General features: G+C 62.0%; 20 protein-coding genes. 16 read left to right on the top strand and 4 right to left on the bottom strand.

Annotated elements, in window-relative coordinates; genetic code table 11:
• The first annotated feature begins 24 nt into the window (after positions 1-24).
• Positions 25-1,215, top strand: a complete 1,191-nt coding sequence (gene tuf / locus HMPREF3097_RS03800) for an elongation factor Tu (RefSeq protein ID WP_015381230.1) — start codon at positions 25-27, stop codon at positions 1,213-1,215.
• A 122-nt stretch (positions 1,216-1,337) separates the two neighbouring features.
• On the opposite strand, the gene HMPREF3097_RS03795 is transcribed toward tuf, so the two are convergent.
• From HMPREF3097_RS03795 to HMPREF3097_RS09905, 4 genes are all read right to left on the bottom strand, one after another.
• A complete protein-coding gene (locus tag HMPREF3097_RS03795; protein WP_070761042.1) occupies positions 1,338-1,793 on the bottom strand; it encodes a hypothetical protein in 456 nt (151 codons plus the stop codon).
• Positions 1,794-2,071: 278 nt separating this feature from the next.
• Entirely contained in the window at positions 2,072-2,887 is an 816-nt protein-coding gene (locus tag HMPREF3097_RS03790) for a putative sodium/potassium/calcium exchanger (protein WP_070761040.1), read from the bottom strand.
• Positions 2,888-3,041: 154 nt separating this feature from the next.
• Positions 3,042-3,839, bottom strand: coding sequence for a hypothetical protein (locus tag HMPREF3097_RS09910; protein WP_246821262.1), 798 nt, complete (start codon positions 3,837-3,839; stop codon positions 3,042-3,044).
• 89 nt (positions 3,840-3,928) lie between these two features.
• Positions 3,929-4,246: a hypothetical protein gene (locus HMPREF3097_RS09905; RefSeq protein ID WP_246821260.1), complete on the bottom strand. Its 318-nt coding sequence runs from the start codon at positions 4,244-4,246 to the stop codon at positions 3,929-3,931.
• 991 nt (positions 4,247-5,237) lie between these two features.
• Between HMPREF3097_RS09905 and rpsJ the strand changes: the two genes are divergently transcribed.
• The 15 genes from rpsJ to HMPREF3097_RS03710 all read left to right on the top strand — a co-directional run bounded on the left by rpsJ (position 5,238) and on the right by HMPREF3097_RS03710 (position 15,953).
• Positions 5,238-5,543, top strand: coding sequence for a 30S ribosomal protein S10 (gene rpsJ / locus HMPREF3097_RS03780; RefSeq protein ID WP_010120790.1), 306 nt, complete (start codon positions 5,238-5,240; stop codon positions 5,541-5,543).
• Between the two features lie 51 nt (positions 5,544-5,594).
• Complete coding sequence (gene rplC, locus HMPREF3097_RS03775; protein WP_012359575.1) at positions 5,595-6,251, top strand: 50S ribosomal protein L3; 657 nt, start codon at positions 5,595-5,597, stop codon at positions 6,249-6,251.
• The gene (rplD, locus tag HMPREF3097_RS03770) at positions 6,248-6,925 is read left to right on the top strand and encodes a 50S ribosomal protein L4 (protein WP_070758469.1); all 678 of its coding nucleotides are present in this window, start codon (positions 6,248-6,250) and stop codon (positions 6,923-6,925) included. The genes rplC and rplD overlap by 4 nt, the downstream gene beginning before the upstream one ends.
• Complete coding sequence (gene rplW / locus HMPREF3097_RS03765) at positions 6,922-7,230, top strand: 50S ribosomal protein L23 (RefSeq protein ID WP_070758468.1); 309 nt, start codon at positions 6,922-6,924, stop codon at positions 7,228-7,230. The genes rplD and rplW overlap by 4 nt, the downstream gene beginning before the upstream one ends.
• A gap of 37 nt (positions 7,231-7,267) precedes the next feature.
• A complete protein-coding gene (rplB, locus tag HMPREF3097_RS03760; RefSeq protein ID WP_012359578.1) occupies positions 7,268-8,104 on the top strand; it encodes a 50S ribosomal protein L2 in 837 nt (278 codons plus the stop codon).
• A gap of 16 nt (positions 8,105-8,120) precedes the next feature.
• Complete coding sequence (gene rpsS / locus HMPREF3097_RS03755; RefSeq protein WP_012359579.1) at positions 8,121-8,399, top strand: 30S ribosomal protein S19; 279 nt, start codon at positions 8,121-8,123, stop codon at positions 8,397-8,399.
• A 2-nt stretch (positions 8,400-8,401) separates the two neighbouring features.
• The gene (rplV, locus tag HMPREF3097_RS03750) at positions 8,402-8,764 is read left to right on the top strand and encodes a 50S ribosomal protein L22 (protein ID WP_012359580.1); all 363 of its coding nucleotides are present in this window, start codon (positions 8,402-8,404) and stop codon (positions 8,762-8,764) included.
• Complete coding sequence (rpsC, locus tag HMPREF3097_RS03745; protein ID WP_012359581.1) at positions 8,764-9,510, top strand: 30S ribosomal protein S3; 747 nt, start codon at positions 8,764-8,766, stop codon at positions 9,508-9,510. The genes rplV and rpsC overlap by 1 nt, the downstream gene beginning before the upstream one ends.
• A gap of 6 nt (positions 9,511-9,516) precedes the next feature.
• Positions 9,517-9,933 (top strand): 50S ribosomal protein L16, encoded by a 417-nt coding sequence (gene rplP, locus HMPREF3097_RS03740; protein WP_070758467.1) that lies wholly within the window; start codon positions 9,517-9,519, stop codon positions 9,931-9,933.
• Positions 9,933-10,166 carry a 50S ribosomal protein L29 gene (gene rpmC, locus HMPREF3097_RS03735; protein ID WP_012359583.1) on the top strand — a complete coding sequence of 78 codons (234 nt, stop codon included), beginning with the start codon at positions 9,933-9,935 and terminating at the stop codon, positions 10,164-10,166. The genes rplP and rpmC overlap by 1 nt, the downstream gene beginning before the upstream one ends.
• Positions 10,163-10,441 carry a 30S ribosomal protein S17 gene (gene rpsQ, locus HMPREF3097_RS03730; protein ID WP_070758466.1) on the top strand — a complete coding sequence of 93 codons (279 nt, stop codon included), beginning with the start codon at positions 10,163-10,165 and terminating at the stop codon, positions 10,439-10,441. Before rpmC ends, rpsQ begins: the two co-directional genes overlap by 4 nt.
• 248 nt (positions 10,442-10,689) lie before the next feature.
• Positions 10,690-10,917 carry an MbtH family protein gene (locus tag HMPREF3097_RS03725; RefSeq protein WP_011274127.1) on the top strand — a complete coding sequence of 76 codons (228 nt, stop codon included), beginning with the start codon at positions 10,690-10,692 and terminating at the stop codon, positions 10,915-10,917.
• 93 nt (positions 10,918-11,010) lie between these two features.
• Positions 11,011-12,735, top strand: a complete 1,725-nt coding sequence (locus HMPREF3097_RS03720; RefSeq protein WP_070758465.1) for an ABC transporter ATP-binding protein — start codon at positions 11,011-11,013, stop codon at positions 12,733-12,735.
• Complete coding sequence (locus HMPREF3097_RS03715; RefSeq protein ID WP_011274125.1) at positions 12,728-14,455, top strand: ABC transporter transmembrane domain-containing protein; 1,728 nt, start codon at positions 12,728-12,730, stop codon at positions 14,453-14,455. Before HMPREF3097_RS03720 ends, HMPREF3097_RS03715 begins: the two co-directional genes overlap by 8 nt.
• A gap of 79 nt (positions 14,456-14,534) precedes the next feature.
• The gene (locus HMPREF3097_RS03710) at positions 14,535-15,953 is read left to right on the top strand and encodes a lysine N(6)-hydroxylase/L-ornithine N(5)-oxygenase family protein (RefSeq protein ID WP_070758464.1); all 1,419 of its coding nucleotides are present in this window, start codon (positions 14,535-14,537) and stop codon (positions 15,951-15,953) included.
• The last annotated feature ends 56 nt before the right edge of the window (positions 15,954-16,009 follow it).

Raw genomic sequence — 16,009 nt, 5'->3', positions numbered from 1 at the left:
CCGAGAAGTCCAGGAGGACACTAAGTGGCGAAGGCAAAGTTCGAGCGCACAAAGCCGCACGTAAACATCGGTACCATCGGTCACGTTGACCACGGTAAGACCACCACGACTGCTGCGATCACCAAGGTTCTGCACGAGACCTACCCAGAGCAGAACAAGGCCTTCGCCTACGACGCCATCGACAAGGCGCCGGAGGAGAAGGAGCGCGGCATCACGATTAACATTTCTCACGTCGAGTACGAGACTGAGAAGCGTCACTACGCACACGTCGATGCCCCGGGTCACGCTGACTACATCAAGAACATGATCACCGGTGCTGCTCAGATGGACGGCGCCATCCTGGTTGTTGCTGCAACCGATGGCCCGATGCCGCAGACCCGTGAGCACGTCCTGCTGGCTCGCCAGGTTGGCGTTCCGTACATCCTCGTTGCACTGAACAAGTGCGACATGGTTGACGATGAGGAGCTCCTCGAGCTCGTCGAGATGGAGGTCCGCGAGCTTCTGGCTGAGCAGGACTACGACGAGGAGGCTCCGGTCGTCCCGATCTCCGCACTGGGCGCCCTGGAGGGCGAGCAGAAGTGGGTCGACTCCGTCCTCGAGCTGATGAAGGCTTGCGACGAGTCCATCCCGGACCCGGAGCGCGAGACCGACAAGCCGTTCCTGATGCCGGTTGAGGACATCTTCACCATTACCGGTCGCGGCACCGTCGTTACCGGCCGTGTTGAGCGTGGCGTCCTGAACCTGAACGACGAGGTCGAGATCCTGGGCATCCGCGAGAAGTCCACCAAGACCACCGTCACCTCCATCGAGATGTTCAACAAGCTGCTGGACACCGCAGAGGCTGGCGACAACGCTGCACTGCTGCTGCGTGGTCTGAAGCGTGAGGACGTCGAGCGCGGCCAGATCATCGCTAAGCCGGGCGCTTACACCCCGCACACCGAGTTCGAGGGCTCCGTCTACGTCCTGTCCAAGGACGAGGGTGGCCGTCACACCCCGTTCTTCGACAACTACCGTCCGCAGTTCTACTTCCGTACCACCGACGTCACCGGTGTCGTTACCCTGCCAGAGGGCACCGACATGGTCATGCCGGGCGACAACGTTGAGATGAGCGTCAAGCTGATCCAGCCGGTCGCAATGGACGAGGGCCTGCGCTTCGCTATCCGTGAGGGTGGCCGCACCGTTGGTGCTGGTCGTGTGACCAAGATCAACAAGTAATACTGCTTCTCTAAGCGGTTGGCTTGCCGCTAGCCCCTAAGGGGCCGGCGGGAAGCGTTAACCCCCGGAGCTTCGCTTCTCAGCGAGCTACCGGGGGTTCTTTGCGTCTATAGGGGGCGGGGCTACTTGCCGGTCTTGAAGCGCTTTGTGGCGCGGTTGAGGACGTCCTGGGCGGTCTTCTCGACCTTCTGCTTCACCTTGGGTGGGACCTTGGACTCGTAGAGCCCCTGGCTCTTCTCCTTGAGCCACTTGCCGCCCTTTTCTCCGCGCTCGACGAGGTAGTCCGCGGTGGAGACGACGGGGTCCGCGTAGCGCTCTGCGAACTGGATGGCCTGTTCTGCGGCCTTCGGGTCGATGAAGGAGGGGCGGTGCTCCTGGAGCTGTTCCCGCAGGGCTGCGCTGAACGCGGTTTTGCGCTCCCAGCGCTCGTCGAGCTTCTTGAGCTCCGCGATGAGGGCCTCGTTAGACCCGCCGTGGTCCGGGTGGTGTTCGCGGACGATGGCGCGGCGCGCCTTGACGTACTCCGGGTTCTTGCGGAAGCTCTGGTTGCCGCCGGTGTTGCGGGCCTGGTTGGCCATGGAAGCCTCTTCTCGATGGTTGTGTGCCCTTGTTGGGTGCTTTGGAGCCCTGGTGGCGTGCTGGCGCTGCCGGGCTCGCTCTGGCGCTGCCGTTCTATCTCGCCCGGTGTGCGCAATGCCTTTCAGGTTATCGCAGTTGTTGGCTCGCGTGGGCATAGAAAAGCCCACCCCCTCCGCCGGATGATCCGGGGGAGGGGGTGGGCCGGGGGGTTAACTGCCCGTTGTGCCTAGAGCGTTGTGCTCGGCGGGTGAGGGGCTGTTAAGCGTTGATTCCGCGATTAGGCGAACAGCTTGCGGGAAGCTGCGAATGCACCAGCTGCAACCATTGCGACGACTGCGAGTGCAGCCAGGCCGCGTGCGGCAGCGTTGGAGCCGGTCTCGGCTGCGATACCACGGTCGGTTGCTGCGGCGTCTGCGCCCTCAGCCAGCTGACCGCCCTGAGCGATGACCTCGTCCTTGTTCTCGGCCAGCATCTTGTCGGAAGCAGCCTTCTCCTCAGCGGTCGGGTCCTCGTTCTTGCGACCCTCGTCCGGGGTGTAGGTCTGGCCGTCCTTCATCAGGTGGTAAACGATGCCACCGATGATCAGGGCTGCCGGCAGAGCCAGCCAAGCCAGCTTCTTCTTGTCGAAGTCGGAGCTGCCCTGGTTGTCGCCAGGATTCTGATCTTCCGCGAGCTGCTTGTCGCGAATAGCCAGAGCCTCGTCACGGGTCAGCTCGGTGGTGTCTGCAGCGCCGTACGGATCGTTGGCACGGTAGACGATCTCGCCCTTGTCATTGGTGGTCTTAAAGTACTCAACACCATCAACGGTGACAGAAACCGGGTCTGGGATGCCCTGGTTCTCATCGCTAGCCGGATCCTCGTTCTCGTTCGGACCCTCCTCGGCTGGAGTCCCGGTGCCGTCACCTTCGGCTGGCTTCTCGTTGTCCTCTTGGGACTTGACATCTTCTGGATTTGCCGCGGCGCCTCGAGCAGGTGGAGTTGCCGCAGCGCCTGGAACAGGCTGGTTTTCCTGTGCCTGTGCGACGGTTGCGCCACCGACGGCCAGGGCGCCTGCCATGACGGCGGCGGTCAGAGTGCGTGGAAAACGCTTCATGATCTCTCCTTGAAAGAAATTGGTGTTGCGTAATGCCAAACATCGGGGGCGGCATCAACAGTGTCAACTATAAGCGCTTCCTTAACTCTCGCAACAAATTTTGCACACGCAATGAGAAAAACCCTCAAAAAGGGGTGGAATTCTCAGCTTGTCATTACTTCGCTTCTTGGGGTGCTTGCTCCTCCTCGCCCTTGTCCACCGTTGTGGAGGTGCCCTGGAACTGCCAGCCCACCACCGCATTGCGAACGGCCGGGGCGAGCAGGTTCGCCGGCTGAATGCAGCTGATCGTCAGCAGTCGGCCCGGCATGGGGCCCTCGCCCCAAATCTCGGGGCTTTGTGAGAGCCCCTCCTTCTCTGGGTCGTGGAGATCGGTGGCGGAGTACACGAGCCAGGTGTCGCCGGAGGCCTGGGTGCGCAGGTAGAGCTTGTCACCGATGCTGACCTTGTGCTTATCCTTCGCGCCGTCGTAGAGGTCGTTAAATACGGCTGGAACGCCCGCGCCCGTGTGGCCCGTAATGACCACGATGTCTTTGGCATTCGTGCCGGGTAGGGAGTAGGGCTTGTCCTCCGAGGTGTAGGTGCAGGCCTTATCCATCGTGTCAGGATTGATCGCACCGTCCTTCACGCGGCACGGCCCGTCCTCGAAGGTGGCGTGCATCTTTAGGGCGGGTACGTACATCTCGATCACAGGGGAGGGGTCGATGGGAGGCGACTGCTCTGCGACTACTTCGTTATTCTCCAAGTCCTCCGGAGGGGAGAACTTGCCCGAGGGCCAGAGCGCAAACACGAGCACCAGGGCCAATGCGGCGGCGCCGAGCTTGAACCACATCGGTTTCTTCTTGCCATCGCGCGAAGAGGTCTCCCGCCAGGTGGAGCCAAGCTGCGGTTCCGGGCGCCGGTGCTGCGCTGCCTCTGCGTCCCGGCGGGCGCGGCGCTGCTGAACAGCGGCCATCTCCGGGCCAAGTGCGCGGCCCTGCTTGGGGCGGGGGCGCCCATGGTCACGGCTACTGGACGTCGCGGTGCGCCGACGAGGAGCCGAGCCTACGGGCTGGTCGCCCCTGCGGTAACGAGGCTGCTCCCCGGCGGGGCGCGGGTGACGCGGGCGGCGAGTGCCCGGTTGCCCGTCAGCGGGAACTTGCGGCCGGCGGCGCTGGGGTTCGCCCTGCGGTCGGCGACGCGGGGGTTCGCCCTGCGGACGTGGACGGCGCTGGCTCGGCGGAGTGGGGCGGCCCCCTTCTGATGCCTGGGGGCGGGGACGGCGCTGCGGTTGGCCCTGGCGTGAACGAGGAGTGCCGACCTCTTCTTGGGAAAGCGGGCGGCGGCGCTGGGGCCTACCTTGCGAGCGGGGGCGTTGCTCACCTTCCGGAATGGGTCGACTGCCGCGTGGCTGCTGCGCACGAGGGCGGGGGCGCGGGTGGGAGCCTTGAGCGGCGCCGTGGTCTGCGTAACGAGGGCCGCGGGTTGACCGCTGCCCTGCCTCCCGCTCCGGCGCCGGTGTGTTCGCGCGCCGGTAAGTCGGCGGCTGCGGGCCGCCCTCATCGGACTGCGGGGAACGTGGAGCAGGCAGCGGGGATCTCCTAGGATCCGAGGGGCGCCGACGGGGATCCATAGAATCGCTCACTGTTTTGCCCTCCTTATATATAAGGTGTCAGCAACGATCACGCCTGAAACCTCTACGAGAAAACTATGTGGCGATTCTAATGCGTGTTGCACACGCTGTGTTAAAGCTCCCGTCGTGCGCTGCCCTCGGCCCGTGAGCGAGCCGCCGCGGGCTCAGAAAAATAAATTTGGCCTCACGCGTTCGATGTGGTTGAATACTTGACGTTGCTTTAACACGGCACATGAGGCCATGCGTGCTTGATTAAGCCTAACCGGAACTGATCAGGATAAAACGCCCAGCCAAGAAGGTGCTGATGGTGAAGCGAGCATGAACCAACACAGTGGGGGATAACTCTGCTGTGCGGTACTTCGCGCGGGAACGGCGACACGCCCGACCGCGGGTGCCGGAGTGGGACATGGTAAATGAACAGCGGCAGTAAGCATAAGGAAAGAACCTTTTGCCTCCTCTGCGTCCACAACTGCAGATAACCAGCAGTATTTAGGCGCATGAGCACTAGTCCCCACGCGGGGAGGGTCTCTTCCAACACACAGTGTGTGCTTTGTGAACAACGCAAACGCGATCGTTTACCACCCCAACCGGTGCAACGAAGTGAACAGAGAAGACACTGAGCAAACTGGCGTCTGGACCAGGCCCCACGGCCGGACAGCGTTAAGACAAGAAAAGAAGCGTGTTCGCTCACAAGCTCGACAGCAGGTCGAGAACGTGGGCACGCTGAGGAAGAGGACAAGCGTGGCGGGACAGAAGATCCGCATCAGGCTCAAGGCCTACGATCACGAGGCAATCGACGCTTCTGCCAAGAAGATTGTTGAGACGGTCACTCGTACCGGCGCCCGTGTAGTCGGCCCGGTGCCGTTGCCAACTGAAAAGAACGTTTACTGCGTCATCCGTTCGCCGCACAAGTACAAGGACTCGCGCGAGCACTTCGAGATGCGTACTCACAAGCGCCTGATCGACATTCTCGACCCAACCCCGAAGACCGTTGATGCCCTCATGCGCATCGACCTTCCGGCAAGCGTCGACGTCAACATTCAGTAAGCCTGAGTCGAGTCTGAATACAGCAGCTTAAAGGCAGCGGAGAACAAAACTATGAGTGATATTGAGATCAAGGGCATCCTGGGCAAGAAGCTCGGCATGACCCAGATCTTCGATGACGAGAACCGCGTCGTACCGGTCACCGTCGTCGAGGCTGGGCCTTGTGTCGTAACCCAGGTGCGCACCAAGGACATCGACGGCTACGAGGCCGTCCAGATCGCATTCGGTGAGATCGACCCACGTAAGGTCAACAAGCCTGAGTCTGGCCACTTCAAGAAGGCCGGCGTTACCCCTCGTCGCCACGTCGCCGAGATCCGCGTCGCGGATGCTTCCGGCTACGAGGTCGGCCAGGACGTAACCGTCGAGATCTTCAACGAGGTCGACTTCGTGGACGTCACCGGCACCTCCAAGGGTCACGGCTTCGCCGGTGGCATGAAGCGCCACGGCTTTGCTGGCCAGGGTGCAGCACACGGTAACCAGGCAGCGCACCGTCGCGTCGGTGGTATCGGCGGAGCCGCTACCCCGGGTCGCGTCTTCAAGGGCAAGCGCATGGCAGGTCGCATGGGCAACAACCGCGTGACCATGCAGAACCTGAAGGTTGCCAAGGTCGATACCGATTCCAACCTGCTGCTCATCAAGGGCGCAGTTCCGGGTATCAACGGCGGCATCGTCGTTGTCAAGACCGCAGTGAAGGGCGGTGCTAAAGCATGAGCAATCTGAAGCTTGATGTACATACCGCTGATGGTAAGACCAACGGCAGCGTAGAGCTCCCAGCATCCATCTTCGATGTTGAGGCGTCCGTCGCGCTGATGCACCAGGTCGTTACCGCTCAGCTCGCAGCGAAGCGCCAGGGCACGCACGCAACCAAGGGTCGCGGCGAGGTCCGTGGCGGTGGCCGCAAGCCATTCCGCCAGAAGGGCACCGGCCGCGCACGCCAGGGCTCCATCCGCGCACCACACTTCACCGGTGGTGGCACGGTCCACGGCCCGCAGCCGCGCGACTACTCCCAGCGCACCCCGAAGAAGATGAAGGCCGCCGCACTGCGCGGCGCCCTGTCTGACCGCGCACGCCACTCACGCATCCACGTGATCGAGGAGCTCGTGCCGGGCCAGATCCCATCCACCAAGTCTGCACGTTCCTTCCTGGAGCGTCTGACCGAGCGCAAGCAGATCCTGGTCGTCCTCACCCGTGAGGACCTGACCGCTCGCAAGTCCGTCGCCAACCTGCCGAACGTGCACGCACTGCCGGCAGACCAGCTGAACACCTACGACGTTCTGTACGCAGACGACGTCGTGTTCTCTGTCGAGGCACTGGACGCCTTCATCAAGGCCGCAAGCGGCGCCAACAAGGCCGAGGACCAGAACACGAAGGAGGAGGCTAAGTGAGCAACAAGGTTGTAGATCCTCGCGACGTCATCATCGCTCCGGTCGTGTCTGAAAAGTCTTACGCCCTGATGGAGCAGAACGTTTACACGTTCCTCGTCGCACCAACGTCCAACAAGACCCAGATCAAGATTGCCGTCGAGCAGATCTTCGGCGTGAAGGTCGCCAGCGTCAACACCGCAAACCGTGAGGGCAAGCTCAAGCGCACCCGCTACGGCTACGGTCGTCGCAAGGCCACCAAGCGCGCCATGGTGACCCTGGTCGCCGGCAGCGATCCGATCGACATCTTCGGTGGCACCGTCGCGTAAGCGTCGGCAAACCGACAGGTAAAGAGGAAGCAAAAGTATGGCTATTCGTAAGTACAAGCCGACTACGCCGGGTCGCCGCGCGAGCTCCGTCTCCGAGTTCAGCGAGATCACTCGCTCCACTCCAGAGAAGTCTCTGCTGCGCCCGCTGTCGAAGACCGGTGGCCGCAACGTTCACGGCCACATCACCACCCGTCACAAGGGTGGCGGCCACAAGCGTCGCTACCGCGTGATCGACTTCCGTCGTAACGACAAGGACGGCGTGGTCGCAAAGGTCGCTCACATCGAGTACGACCCGAACCGCACCGCAAACATCGCACTGCTGCACTACCGCGACGGCGAGAAGCGCTACATCATCGCCCCGCGCGGCCTGAAGCAGGGCGCACTGGTCGAGTCCGGCCCGAACGCAGACATCAAGGTTGGTAACAACCTGCCGCTGCGTAACATCCCGGCCGGTACCACCATCCACTGCGTCGAGCTGAAGCCAGGCGGCGGCGCCAAGATGGCCCGCTCCGCTGGTGCCTCGATCCAGCTGCTGGGTAAGGAAGGCAAGTACGCAGTCCTGCGTATGCCGTCCTCCGAGATCCGCCGCGTCGACATCCGTTGTCGTGCAACCGTCGGCGAGGTCGGTAACCAGGAGCAGATCAACATCCGCTGGGGCAAGGCCGGCCGTATGCGCTGGAAGGGCTGGCGCCCGACCGTCCGCGGTGCTGCTATGAACCCGGTCGACCACCCGCACGGTGGTGGTGAGGGCCGCACGTCCGGTGGCCGCCACCCAGTGTCCCCATGGGGTCAGCTGGAGGGCCGCACCCGCCGCCCGAACCGTCCGAGCGACAAGATGATTGTCCGCCGTCGCCGTCCCAACAAGAAGCGCTAAGAGGAGGTAGCAGAGAATGCCACGCAGCCTTAAGAAGGGCCCATTCGTTGACGAGCACCTCCTCAACAAGGTGGATGCTCAGAACGAGAAGGGTACCAAGCAGGTCATCAAGACCTGGTCCCGCCGCTCGACTATCTTGCCCGACTTCATCGGTCACACCTTCGCCGTCCACGACGGTCGCAAGCACGTGCCGGTGTTCATCGATGACTCGATGGTTGGTCACAAGCTGGGCGAGTTCGCACCGACGAAGACCTTTAAGGGTCACGTCAAGGACGACATGAAGGGTCGTCGATAATCATGACTGAAACTGTGAATTCCGCACGCGCCACCGCGCGTTTCGTGCGCGTCAGCCCGATGAAGGCACGCCGCGTGATCGACCTGGTCCGCGGTAAGTCCGTCGAGGACGCCCTGGCAATCCTGAAGTACGCCCCGCAGGCTGCTTCCGAGGACGTCGCCAAGGTTGTTGCCTCCGCAGCGGCTAACGCTGAGAACAACTTTGGTCTGGATCCGCGCACCCTGGTCATCTCCGAGGCATACGCCGACGAGGGCCCGACCATGCGTCGTTTCCGTCCGCGCGCTCAGGGTCGTGCTTTCCACATCCGTAAGCGCAGCAGCCACATCACCGTGGTAGTCGAGAGCCAGAAGGGAAGTGCTCAGTAGTGGGCCAGAAGATTCAACCCCACGGCCTCCGGCTGGGTATCACCTCCGATTGGCGGTCCCGCTGGTACGCCGACAAGCAGTACGCTGACTACCTTGCCGAAGACATCAAGATCCGCGAGTTCCTCTCCGAGGGCCTCGAGCGCGCCGGCATCGCGAACGTGGTCATCGAGCGCACGCACGACCGTGTGCGCGTCGACATCCACACCGCACGTCCGGGCATCGTGATCGGCCGTCGTGGCTCCGAGGCTGACCGCATCCGCGGCAAGCTCGAGAAGCTCACCGGCAAGCAGGTCCAGCTCAACATCCTCGAAGTCAAGAACGTTGATGCCAACGCTCAGCTGGTGGCTCAGTCCATCGCCGAGCAGCTGGTCAACCGTGTTGCATTCCGCCGCGCTATGCGCAAGGCAATCCAGGGTGCAATGCGTCAGCCACAGGTCAAGGGCATCAAGGTTGTCTGCTCCGGTCGCCTGGGCGGCGCGGAGATGGGTCGCACCGAGCGCTACCACGAGGGTCGCGTTCCGCTGCACACCCTCCGTGCCGAGATCGACTACGGCACCCACGAGGCCCACACCACCTTCGGCCGCATCGGCGTCAAGGTGTGGATCTACAAGGGTGACGTCGTCGGCGGTCGCCGCGAGTCCCTGATGAACGCTCGCGACGAGCGCCCGTCCCGCGGTGGTCGCCGTGAGCGCCCGCGCCGCGGTGGTGCACGCCGCCAGCGCGCCGAGAAGAAGCAGGAGGGCTAAGAACAAATGCTTATCCCCAAGCGCGTTAAGTTCCGCCGCCAGCACCGCCCGAACCGTAGCGGTATGTCCAAGGGCGGCAACCGTGTGACCTTCGGCGACTACGGCCTGCAGGCCCTGGAGCCGACCTACATCACGAACCGTCAGATCGAGGCTGCACGTATTGCCATCAACCGCCACATCAAGCGTGGTGGCAAGGTGTGGATCAACATCTTCCCGGACCGTCCGCTGACCCAGAAGCCGCTTGGCGTGCGTATGGGTTCCGGTAAGGGCCCGGTCGAGAAGTGGGTCGCCAACGTCAAGCCTGGCCGCATCCTGTTCGAGATGTCGTACCCAGATGAGCAGACCGCGTTGGAGGCTCTGCGCCGCGCCGGCGCGAAGCTGCCATGCAAGGTGCGCATCGTGAAGAAGGAGGATCAGTTCTAATGGCTACTGGTATCCCAGCCTCTGAGCTCCGCGAGCTCAGCAACGAGGAGCTGACCACCCGCCTGAAGGAGAGCAAGGAAGAGCTGTTCAACCTTCGCTTCCAGATGGCGACCGGCCAGCTGACCAACAACCGTCGTCTGAGCGTTGTCAAGAAGGACATCGCTCGCATCTACACGGTCCTGCGCGAGCGCGAGCTCGGGCTGTCGACCAACCCTGGTGGTGACGCAGCATGAGTGAGGCTAACGTGAACAAGAAGGAAAAGGGCCAGAAGAAGGTCCGCACCGGCTACGTGGTCTCCGACAAGATGGCTAAGACCATCGTCGTCGAGCTGGAGGACCGCAAGCAGCACGCCCTGTACGGCAAGATCATGCGCACCAACTCGCGCGTGAAGGCTCACGATGAGGAAGGCCTCGCCGGTGTCGGCGACCGCGTCCGCATCGAGGAGACCCGCCCGCTGTCCAAGGACAAGCACTTCCGTCTCCTGGACATCGTAGAGAAGGCTCGCTAGTTTTCTCTAAGACTTTCCGGTCTTTGCCGGTGTGCTGATGTAAGTCAGTCGTGGTAAGGTGGAAATTCGCACTATATACCCGCCGTAGGCAACCGCCTATGGCGGGTCTTTTGCTATCCACGCCCCTTCTCAAAAGCTGCATATTAGGTTATGCTAAGTTAATTCGCGCTTGCTGCACTTGTGCCACCACTTTGGCCAACGCAGCCCATAAACCCGTTATTTCCGCATCATGAGACAAGGGGCGCGTGTTGTCTAGCAACCCGTTTGATGACGAACAGGGCAGCTTCTTCGCCCTTATCAACGACGAGGGACAGTACTCGTTGTGGCCTACGTTCGCCGCCGTGCCAGACGGATGGACCGTGGCTCTGGGAGACCCTTCCCGTGGCGTAGACGGCGGGGTATCGCGGGACGAGGCGATGGAGTTCATCGACCGCGAGTGGACCACCTTGCAACCGGCAGGAAAGTCTCACGCTTAAGTGAGTGCCGTACTTCCCACTGCTTCGCCTGGTGAGTCCGCTGCGGAGATTGGCCGCCTGCTCCGTCGCACCGCAACTCCAGCAATTAGTGCGGTGCTGTTCACTTTCGCCGGTGCCTTGCTCTCTCTGGTGCCCATTTATCTGCTGGCCAGCGTCATCGATGCGGTAGCCGCCGGTGACGGCAAGTCTGGCGTGCTGAAGGTGATTGTGTGGGCTGCCGTGGCGTGTATTGGTACTGCCGTTGTCGCTGGCCTTGCGGAGGCGCTGACGGGTGTGACGATTGCCCAGGTAGTTGCGAAGTTGCGTGAGCGCGCCGTCGCCGCGGTGCTGAATCTGCCTTCCACCACGGTGGAGTCCCTGGGCCGGGGAGAGGTGCTGGGCCGAGTTGGTGCGGATGTCGCCGCGCTGGTGAGCAGTGCCCGCAAGTCGGTTCCATCGACCCTCAGCGCGCTGGTGATGGTCGTGGTGGCCAGCGCTGGAATAGCGGGGTTGGATTGGCGCCTCGCGTTGGCGGGGCTGTGCGGGATTCCGTTCTATGCGCTGGGGTTGCGATGGTATCTTCCTCGTTCTGCCCCTTTGTATCGACGCCAACGCGAATTAGAAGCCGGTGTCATCGGTTCCTTGCAAGGTTCTATGGAGGGCATTCGTTCGGTTCGTTCGCATCGGCTGGTGGATAGCCGCCAAGGTCTCACCAGGCGCTACGCGCAGGCTTCGCGGGACGAATCAATCGCTGCGTTTCGTGTGTTTTCCGGGCTGGTGGCGCGGGAGAACTTCGCGGAGTTCATGGGGTTGTCAGCCCTGTCTGTCGTAGGCTGGTTGCTCTTCCGCGAAGATGCGGTGACGGTGGGCGAGATCTCGGCAGCGTTGATTCTGTTCCACCGTCAGTTCGTGCCGATCGGCACGATTCTGTTCACCTTTGATGAACTGCAGCGCAGCGGGGCGGCCTTGGGGCGCATCGTGGGACTCATTCGCTCCGCGGGTGCGGATACGCCACAGCCGATTGATGACTACTCCTCGCATCGGCAGAGTCCAGCTGTAGAGGTCAAGGGCCTGAATTATCGGTACGAGGATGGCCCAGAGATCTTGCATGACTTGGCGTTCCACATCCCTGCGGGGTGCACGGTATGCGTGGTCGGCGGATCGGGAGCTGGCAAGTCCACGGTTGCGGAAATTGTCTCTGGAACCCTCGAGATGGCAGAGCCGGGTGTGATCACCGTTGGGGGGTGCGACGTGGTGGGAATGAGTGCGCAAGAAAGAAGCTCGATCTTTTGCGTTGCCTCCCAGGAAAACTACGTCTTCGCGATGAGTTTGCGCGATAATCTCCTGCTGGCAGCCGAAGGTGCCAGCGACGCAGAAATATGGGATGCGCTGCGCCGAACCGGTGCGGAAGATTGGTGCACATCCTTGTCCCATGGCGACAAGCAGGGCTTAGACACAATGCTGGGCGAAGGGGGCCTGCACGTAGATGCGGTGGCGGCACAGCGTCTGGCGCTGGCCAGGGTGGCATTGTCTCGGGCTGGCGTCGTCATTCTTGACGAATCAACGGCCGAAGATGACGGTGACCTCGAGGAAACACAGCAATCACACGAGGCCTTTTCGATGTCCTTGGAGGACGCTGCCCGCGCGGCGATCCGCGGACGGACGGCGATGGTGATTGCGCACCGGCTCAGCCAAGCAACCTCCGCCGATAGCGTGGTGGTGATGGAGCGCGGGCGCGTGGTGGAAACAGGTACGCACGAGGAGCTGGCAGCAAGAAACGGAACATATGCCGATATGTGGACCGCCTGGAATGAGCAGGGGAGGCAGGCGCGTGTCTGACAACAAGGTGGTGACGCTGCGCGGGCTGGTCAGAAAAAATTCTCGCGCGATGGCTCTGAGTGGCTTGTTGCTGAGCATCTACCACGTGGCAGAAGCCATGATTGCGGTGTTACTGGGATGGTTGGCGCACAGTCTTATCGCTAGCGAGAATGTGTGGCACCTGGTGGGTGGAATCGCAGCCTTAGGCGCTACGCTGGCGACGGTGTCTGTGAGCTGGCAGACAGGGTTCCGGATACTGCAGGCTACGTCGGCTCGGAACGTATGTGAATTGCGGGCAGGCATCACCTCGCAGGTGGTGAGCCATGGTGGGCATTCCGACGATGCGGACAGTCTGCCTCGCCAGGAATTGCCCACGGTGGTGGGTGAAGACGTGGTGCAGGCGGTAGACATCATCGAAGTGGTCCCGGTGGGGATCAGTGCGCTGGTGGGAGCCATTTTCTGCACGATTGTTCTGGCGCTGATTGATCTGCCACTGGGAGTGGTGGTGTTGGTGCTCAGCGCGGTGGTGTTGATAGTCCTGCACCGGCTGTCTCAGATCATTGAACGCCGCGCGGAGCGGCAACAAACTCTGCTCGCGCGAGTGACCGCGCGCATGACCGACATTCTGCAGGGGCTGCCGGTGATCTCGGGAGTGGCTGGCGCGCATCCGGCCTACCGTGGATATGCGCGTAAATCTGAAGAGGCGTGTGCGGATGCTCGGAAGCTCGCGTGGGTCAGCGGAGGTTATGAAGCCGTGGCGATGGGCAGCAATGTGCTGTTGCTGAGTGCGGTGGGCCTGTACGCGGGCTATCGAACCATTTCCGGCGATGTGACGTTGGGGGAGTTGGTCACCGTGGTGGCGCTGTCACAATTTATCGCGGAGCCGATGCGGCAGTGCAGCAGAATGCCGCGCTTCATTGGATTGGCGAGGGCTTCCGTTCGGAGGCTGCAGCGCGTGGCGGAAGCTCAGCGGCTGCGTGAGGGGCAGGGCGTGCCATCTGCTCAGATTGGCACGCCTGCCATTTCCATGCGCGGTGGAGACGGTGAGGCCGAAGGAGACGGCGAGGTCGAGGGATCAGAGCAGGCTTCCGTGGCGTTCGCAGAGGGGCGACTGACGGTGGTGCACTGTTCAGCCGCATGGGCAGATGCTCTGGTGGATGCGTTGGTCGCGGGGGAGTCGATGGAGCTTGGCTCCCTGACTAGGCCACAAACTCAACAACTGTGGATCCGGGGGCGCGATATTTGCGAGATCTCGGTAGACGATGTGCGTTCCGCTGTGCTTGCCGAGCCTCGGAAGCCGGCATTGTTTGGGGACACAGTGGGGCAGGCGGTGCTGCGGAGCTCTGGAGAGGGCAGGGCGGAGGATGCAGTAGACATTCTTAACGCCTTAGGGCTCGATGAACTGGCGCCGGGGGCGGCTCATTCAGCCGGGGTATTGGATCACGAGCTGACCGAAGGTGCGCGCAATCTTTCCGGTGGTCAGCGGCAGCGGCTGGGATTGGCACGAGCGCTACTGGCTGAGCCGGAGATGTTGGTGATGGTTGATCCGGTCTCGTCAGTGGATTCAATGACGGGCATGAAAGTGGCGCGTGCGGTGAGAGATATTCGCCGCGGGCGTACCACGGTGGTCCTGTGTGTGGGGAGGGCCTTCCAGTCGGTAGCCGAGGACGTAGTTGATGTGAAGCCTCTAGCTGGGAGTTTGCGGACGCGGGGTGAGCAATTCCCGCTAGGGGGTTGTTGAGCAATAGAAGATAGGTTGGCCTACCCTTTGCATTGCCTACCCTAAGAAGTTGGTTGGCGCATCCTACAGAGAGGCCATAGTGACCATCATCGATCGTCAAGCTCAGACATCCGCAGAGCGCAGTACCCACGAAAATTCCGTCCGCGACATCGTCGGGATCGGCATCGGCCCCGGAAACCTCGGGCTCGCGGTAGCTATCGAAGAGCAAGCTCCAGAACTCGATGCACTCTTTGTGGAAGCCCGCCCGGAATTCAACTGGCACCCAGGCATGCTCCTCGAAGGATCCAACATGCAGATCAGCTTCCTTAAAGACCTGGTTACGGTGCGCAATCCGCAGAGCCGCTTCAGCTTCATCAACTACTTGCATCACAGCGACCGCTTGATTGATTTCATTAACCGCCAAACCTTCACCCCGGAACGCGTGGAATTCGCCGATTACCTCCGATGGATCGCGGATCACATCACCGTGGACACGCAGTACAACACCACCGTGACGTCCATCGAGACGCTTCCGGAACCGGCCGCAGACGGAGCTCGTTTTGTGGTGCACGTCCGCAGGAAGTTAGGAAGCGGTGAGTCCGAAGGGCAGCGAGCTCAGCAGTCGGAGTCCATTCGCTGCCGCAACGTGGTGGTTGCCCGCGGTCTGGAAGCCAAGATGCCTGCGTGGGCAGAGGACAGCTCCTTGGACACCTCGCGCATCTTCCACAACATCGATTTGCTCCCGCGCACCAAGAAGCTGCTGAACAGTGGGTGGGATATCCGCCGAGCTTTGGTGATCGGCGCGGGCCAGTCCGCAGCCGAGGCCATCCGGTACTTCCACGATTGCCCGCATATCGATACCGTCACGGGCAGCTTGAACAGCTACGGCTTCATCCCCGCCGATGACAGCCCCTTCGCCAATCGGGTGTTCGACCCGGAGGCCGTTGATGACTTCTTCCATGCGCCCGATGCGATCCGCAACGAGCTGTTGATCCGCCACCGGTACACCAATTACGCCTGCGTGGAATCTGAGCTCCTCGATGAGCTCCACGATCGTCAGTATCGGGAAAGCGTCACCGGGCGTCAGCGGCTCGATATTCGCCGGACCACGGAGGTGCTCGGTGCGCGTAATTGTTCCGACGGCAGCGTCGACGTGGACATTCGCCACCGAGTAACCGGAGACGTGGTGACAGAAAACTTTGACGTGGTGGTGTGCGCCACGGGCCTCCGATCTCGCGGTCTTGCGGGGATTCACGCTGATAGTCACGGCAGTGAAGAATTCACCGTCACTAGGGATTACGGCGCCGTGCTCAATGGCGAGCGCGTGCCAGGACTCTTCGTGCAGGGAGCAACTGAGGCCACGCATGGACTCGGTTCCACGTTGCTCTCCAACATCGCGACCCGCTCCGGGGAACTAGTGGAGGCCATCACGGGACAGCAACGCACGCATCGTGCGCCGGCGGATGAAGATCTCCGCTCCGAGCAACATCGGGATTCTTCGCACCTGATCGCAGGCTGATTTTCCCGAGCCGTGCTCCGCGCGAGGTTGGCTGACACCTAGCCCGACGTCCGCCA

Source organism: Corynebacterium sp. HMSC27B11 (genome assembly GCF_001815985.1).
GTDB lineage: Bacteria > Actinomycetota > Actinomycetes > Mycobacteriales > Mycobacteriaceae > Corynebacterium.
This window is presented reverse-complemented; position numbering and strand designations above follow the sequence as displayed.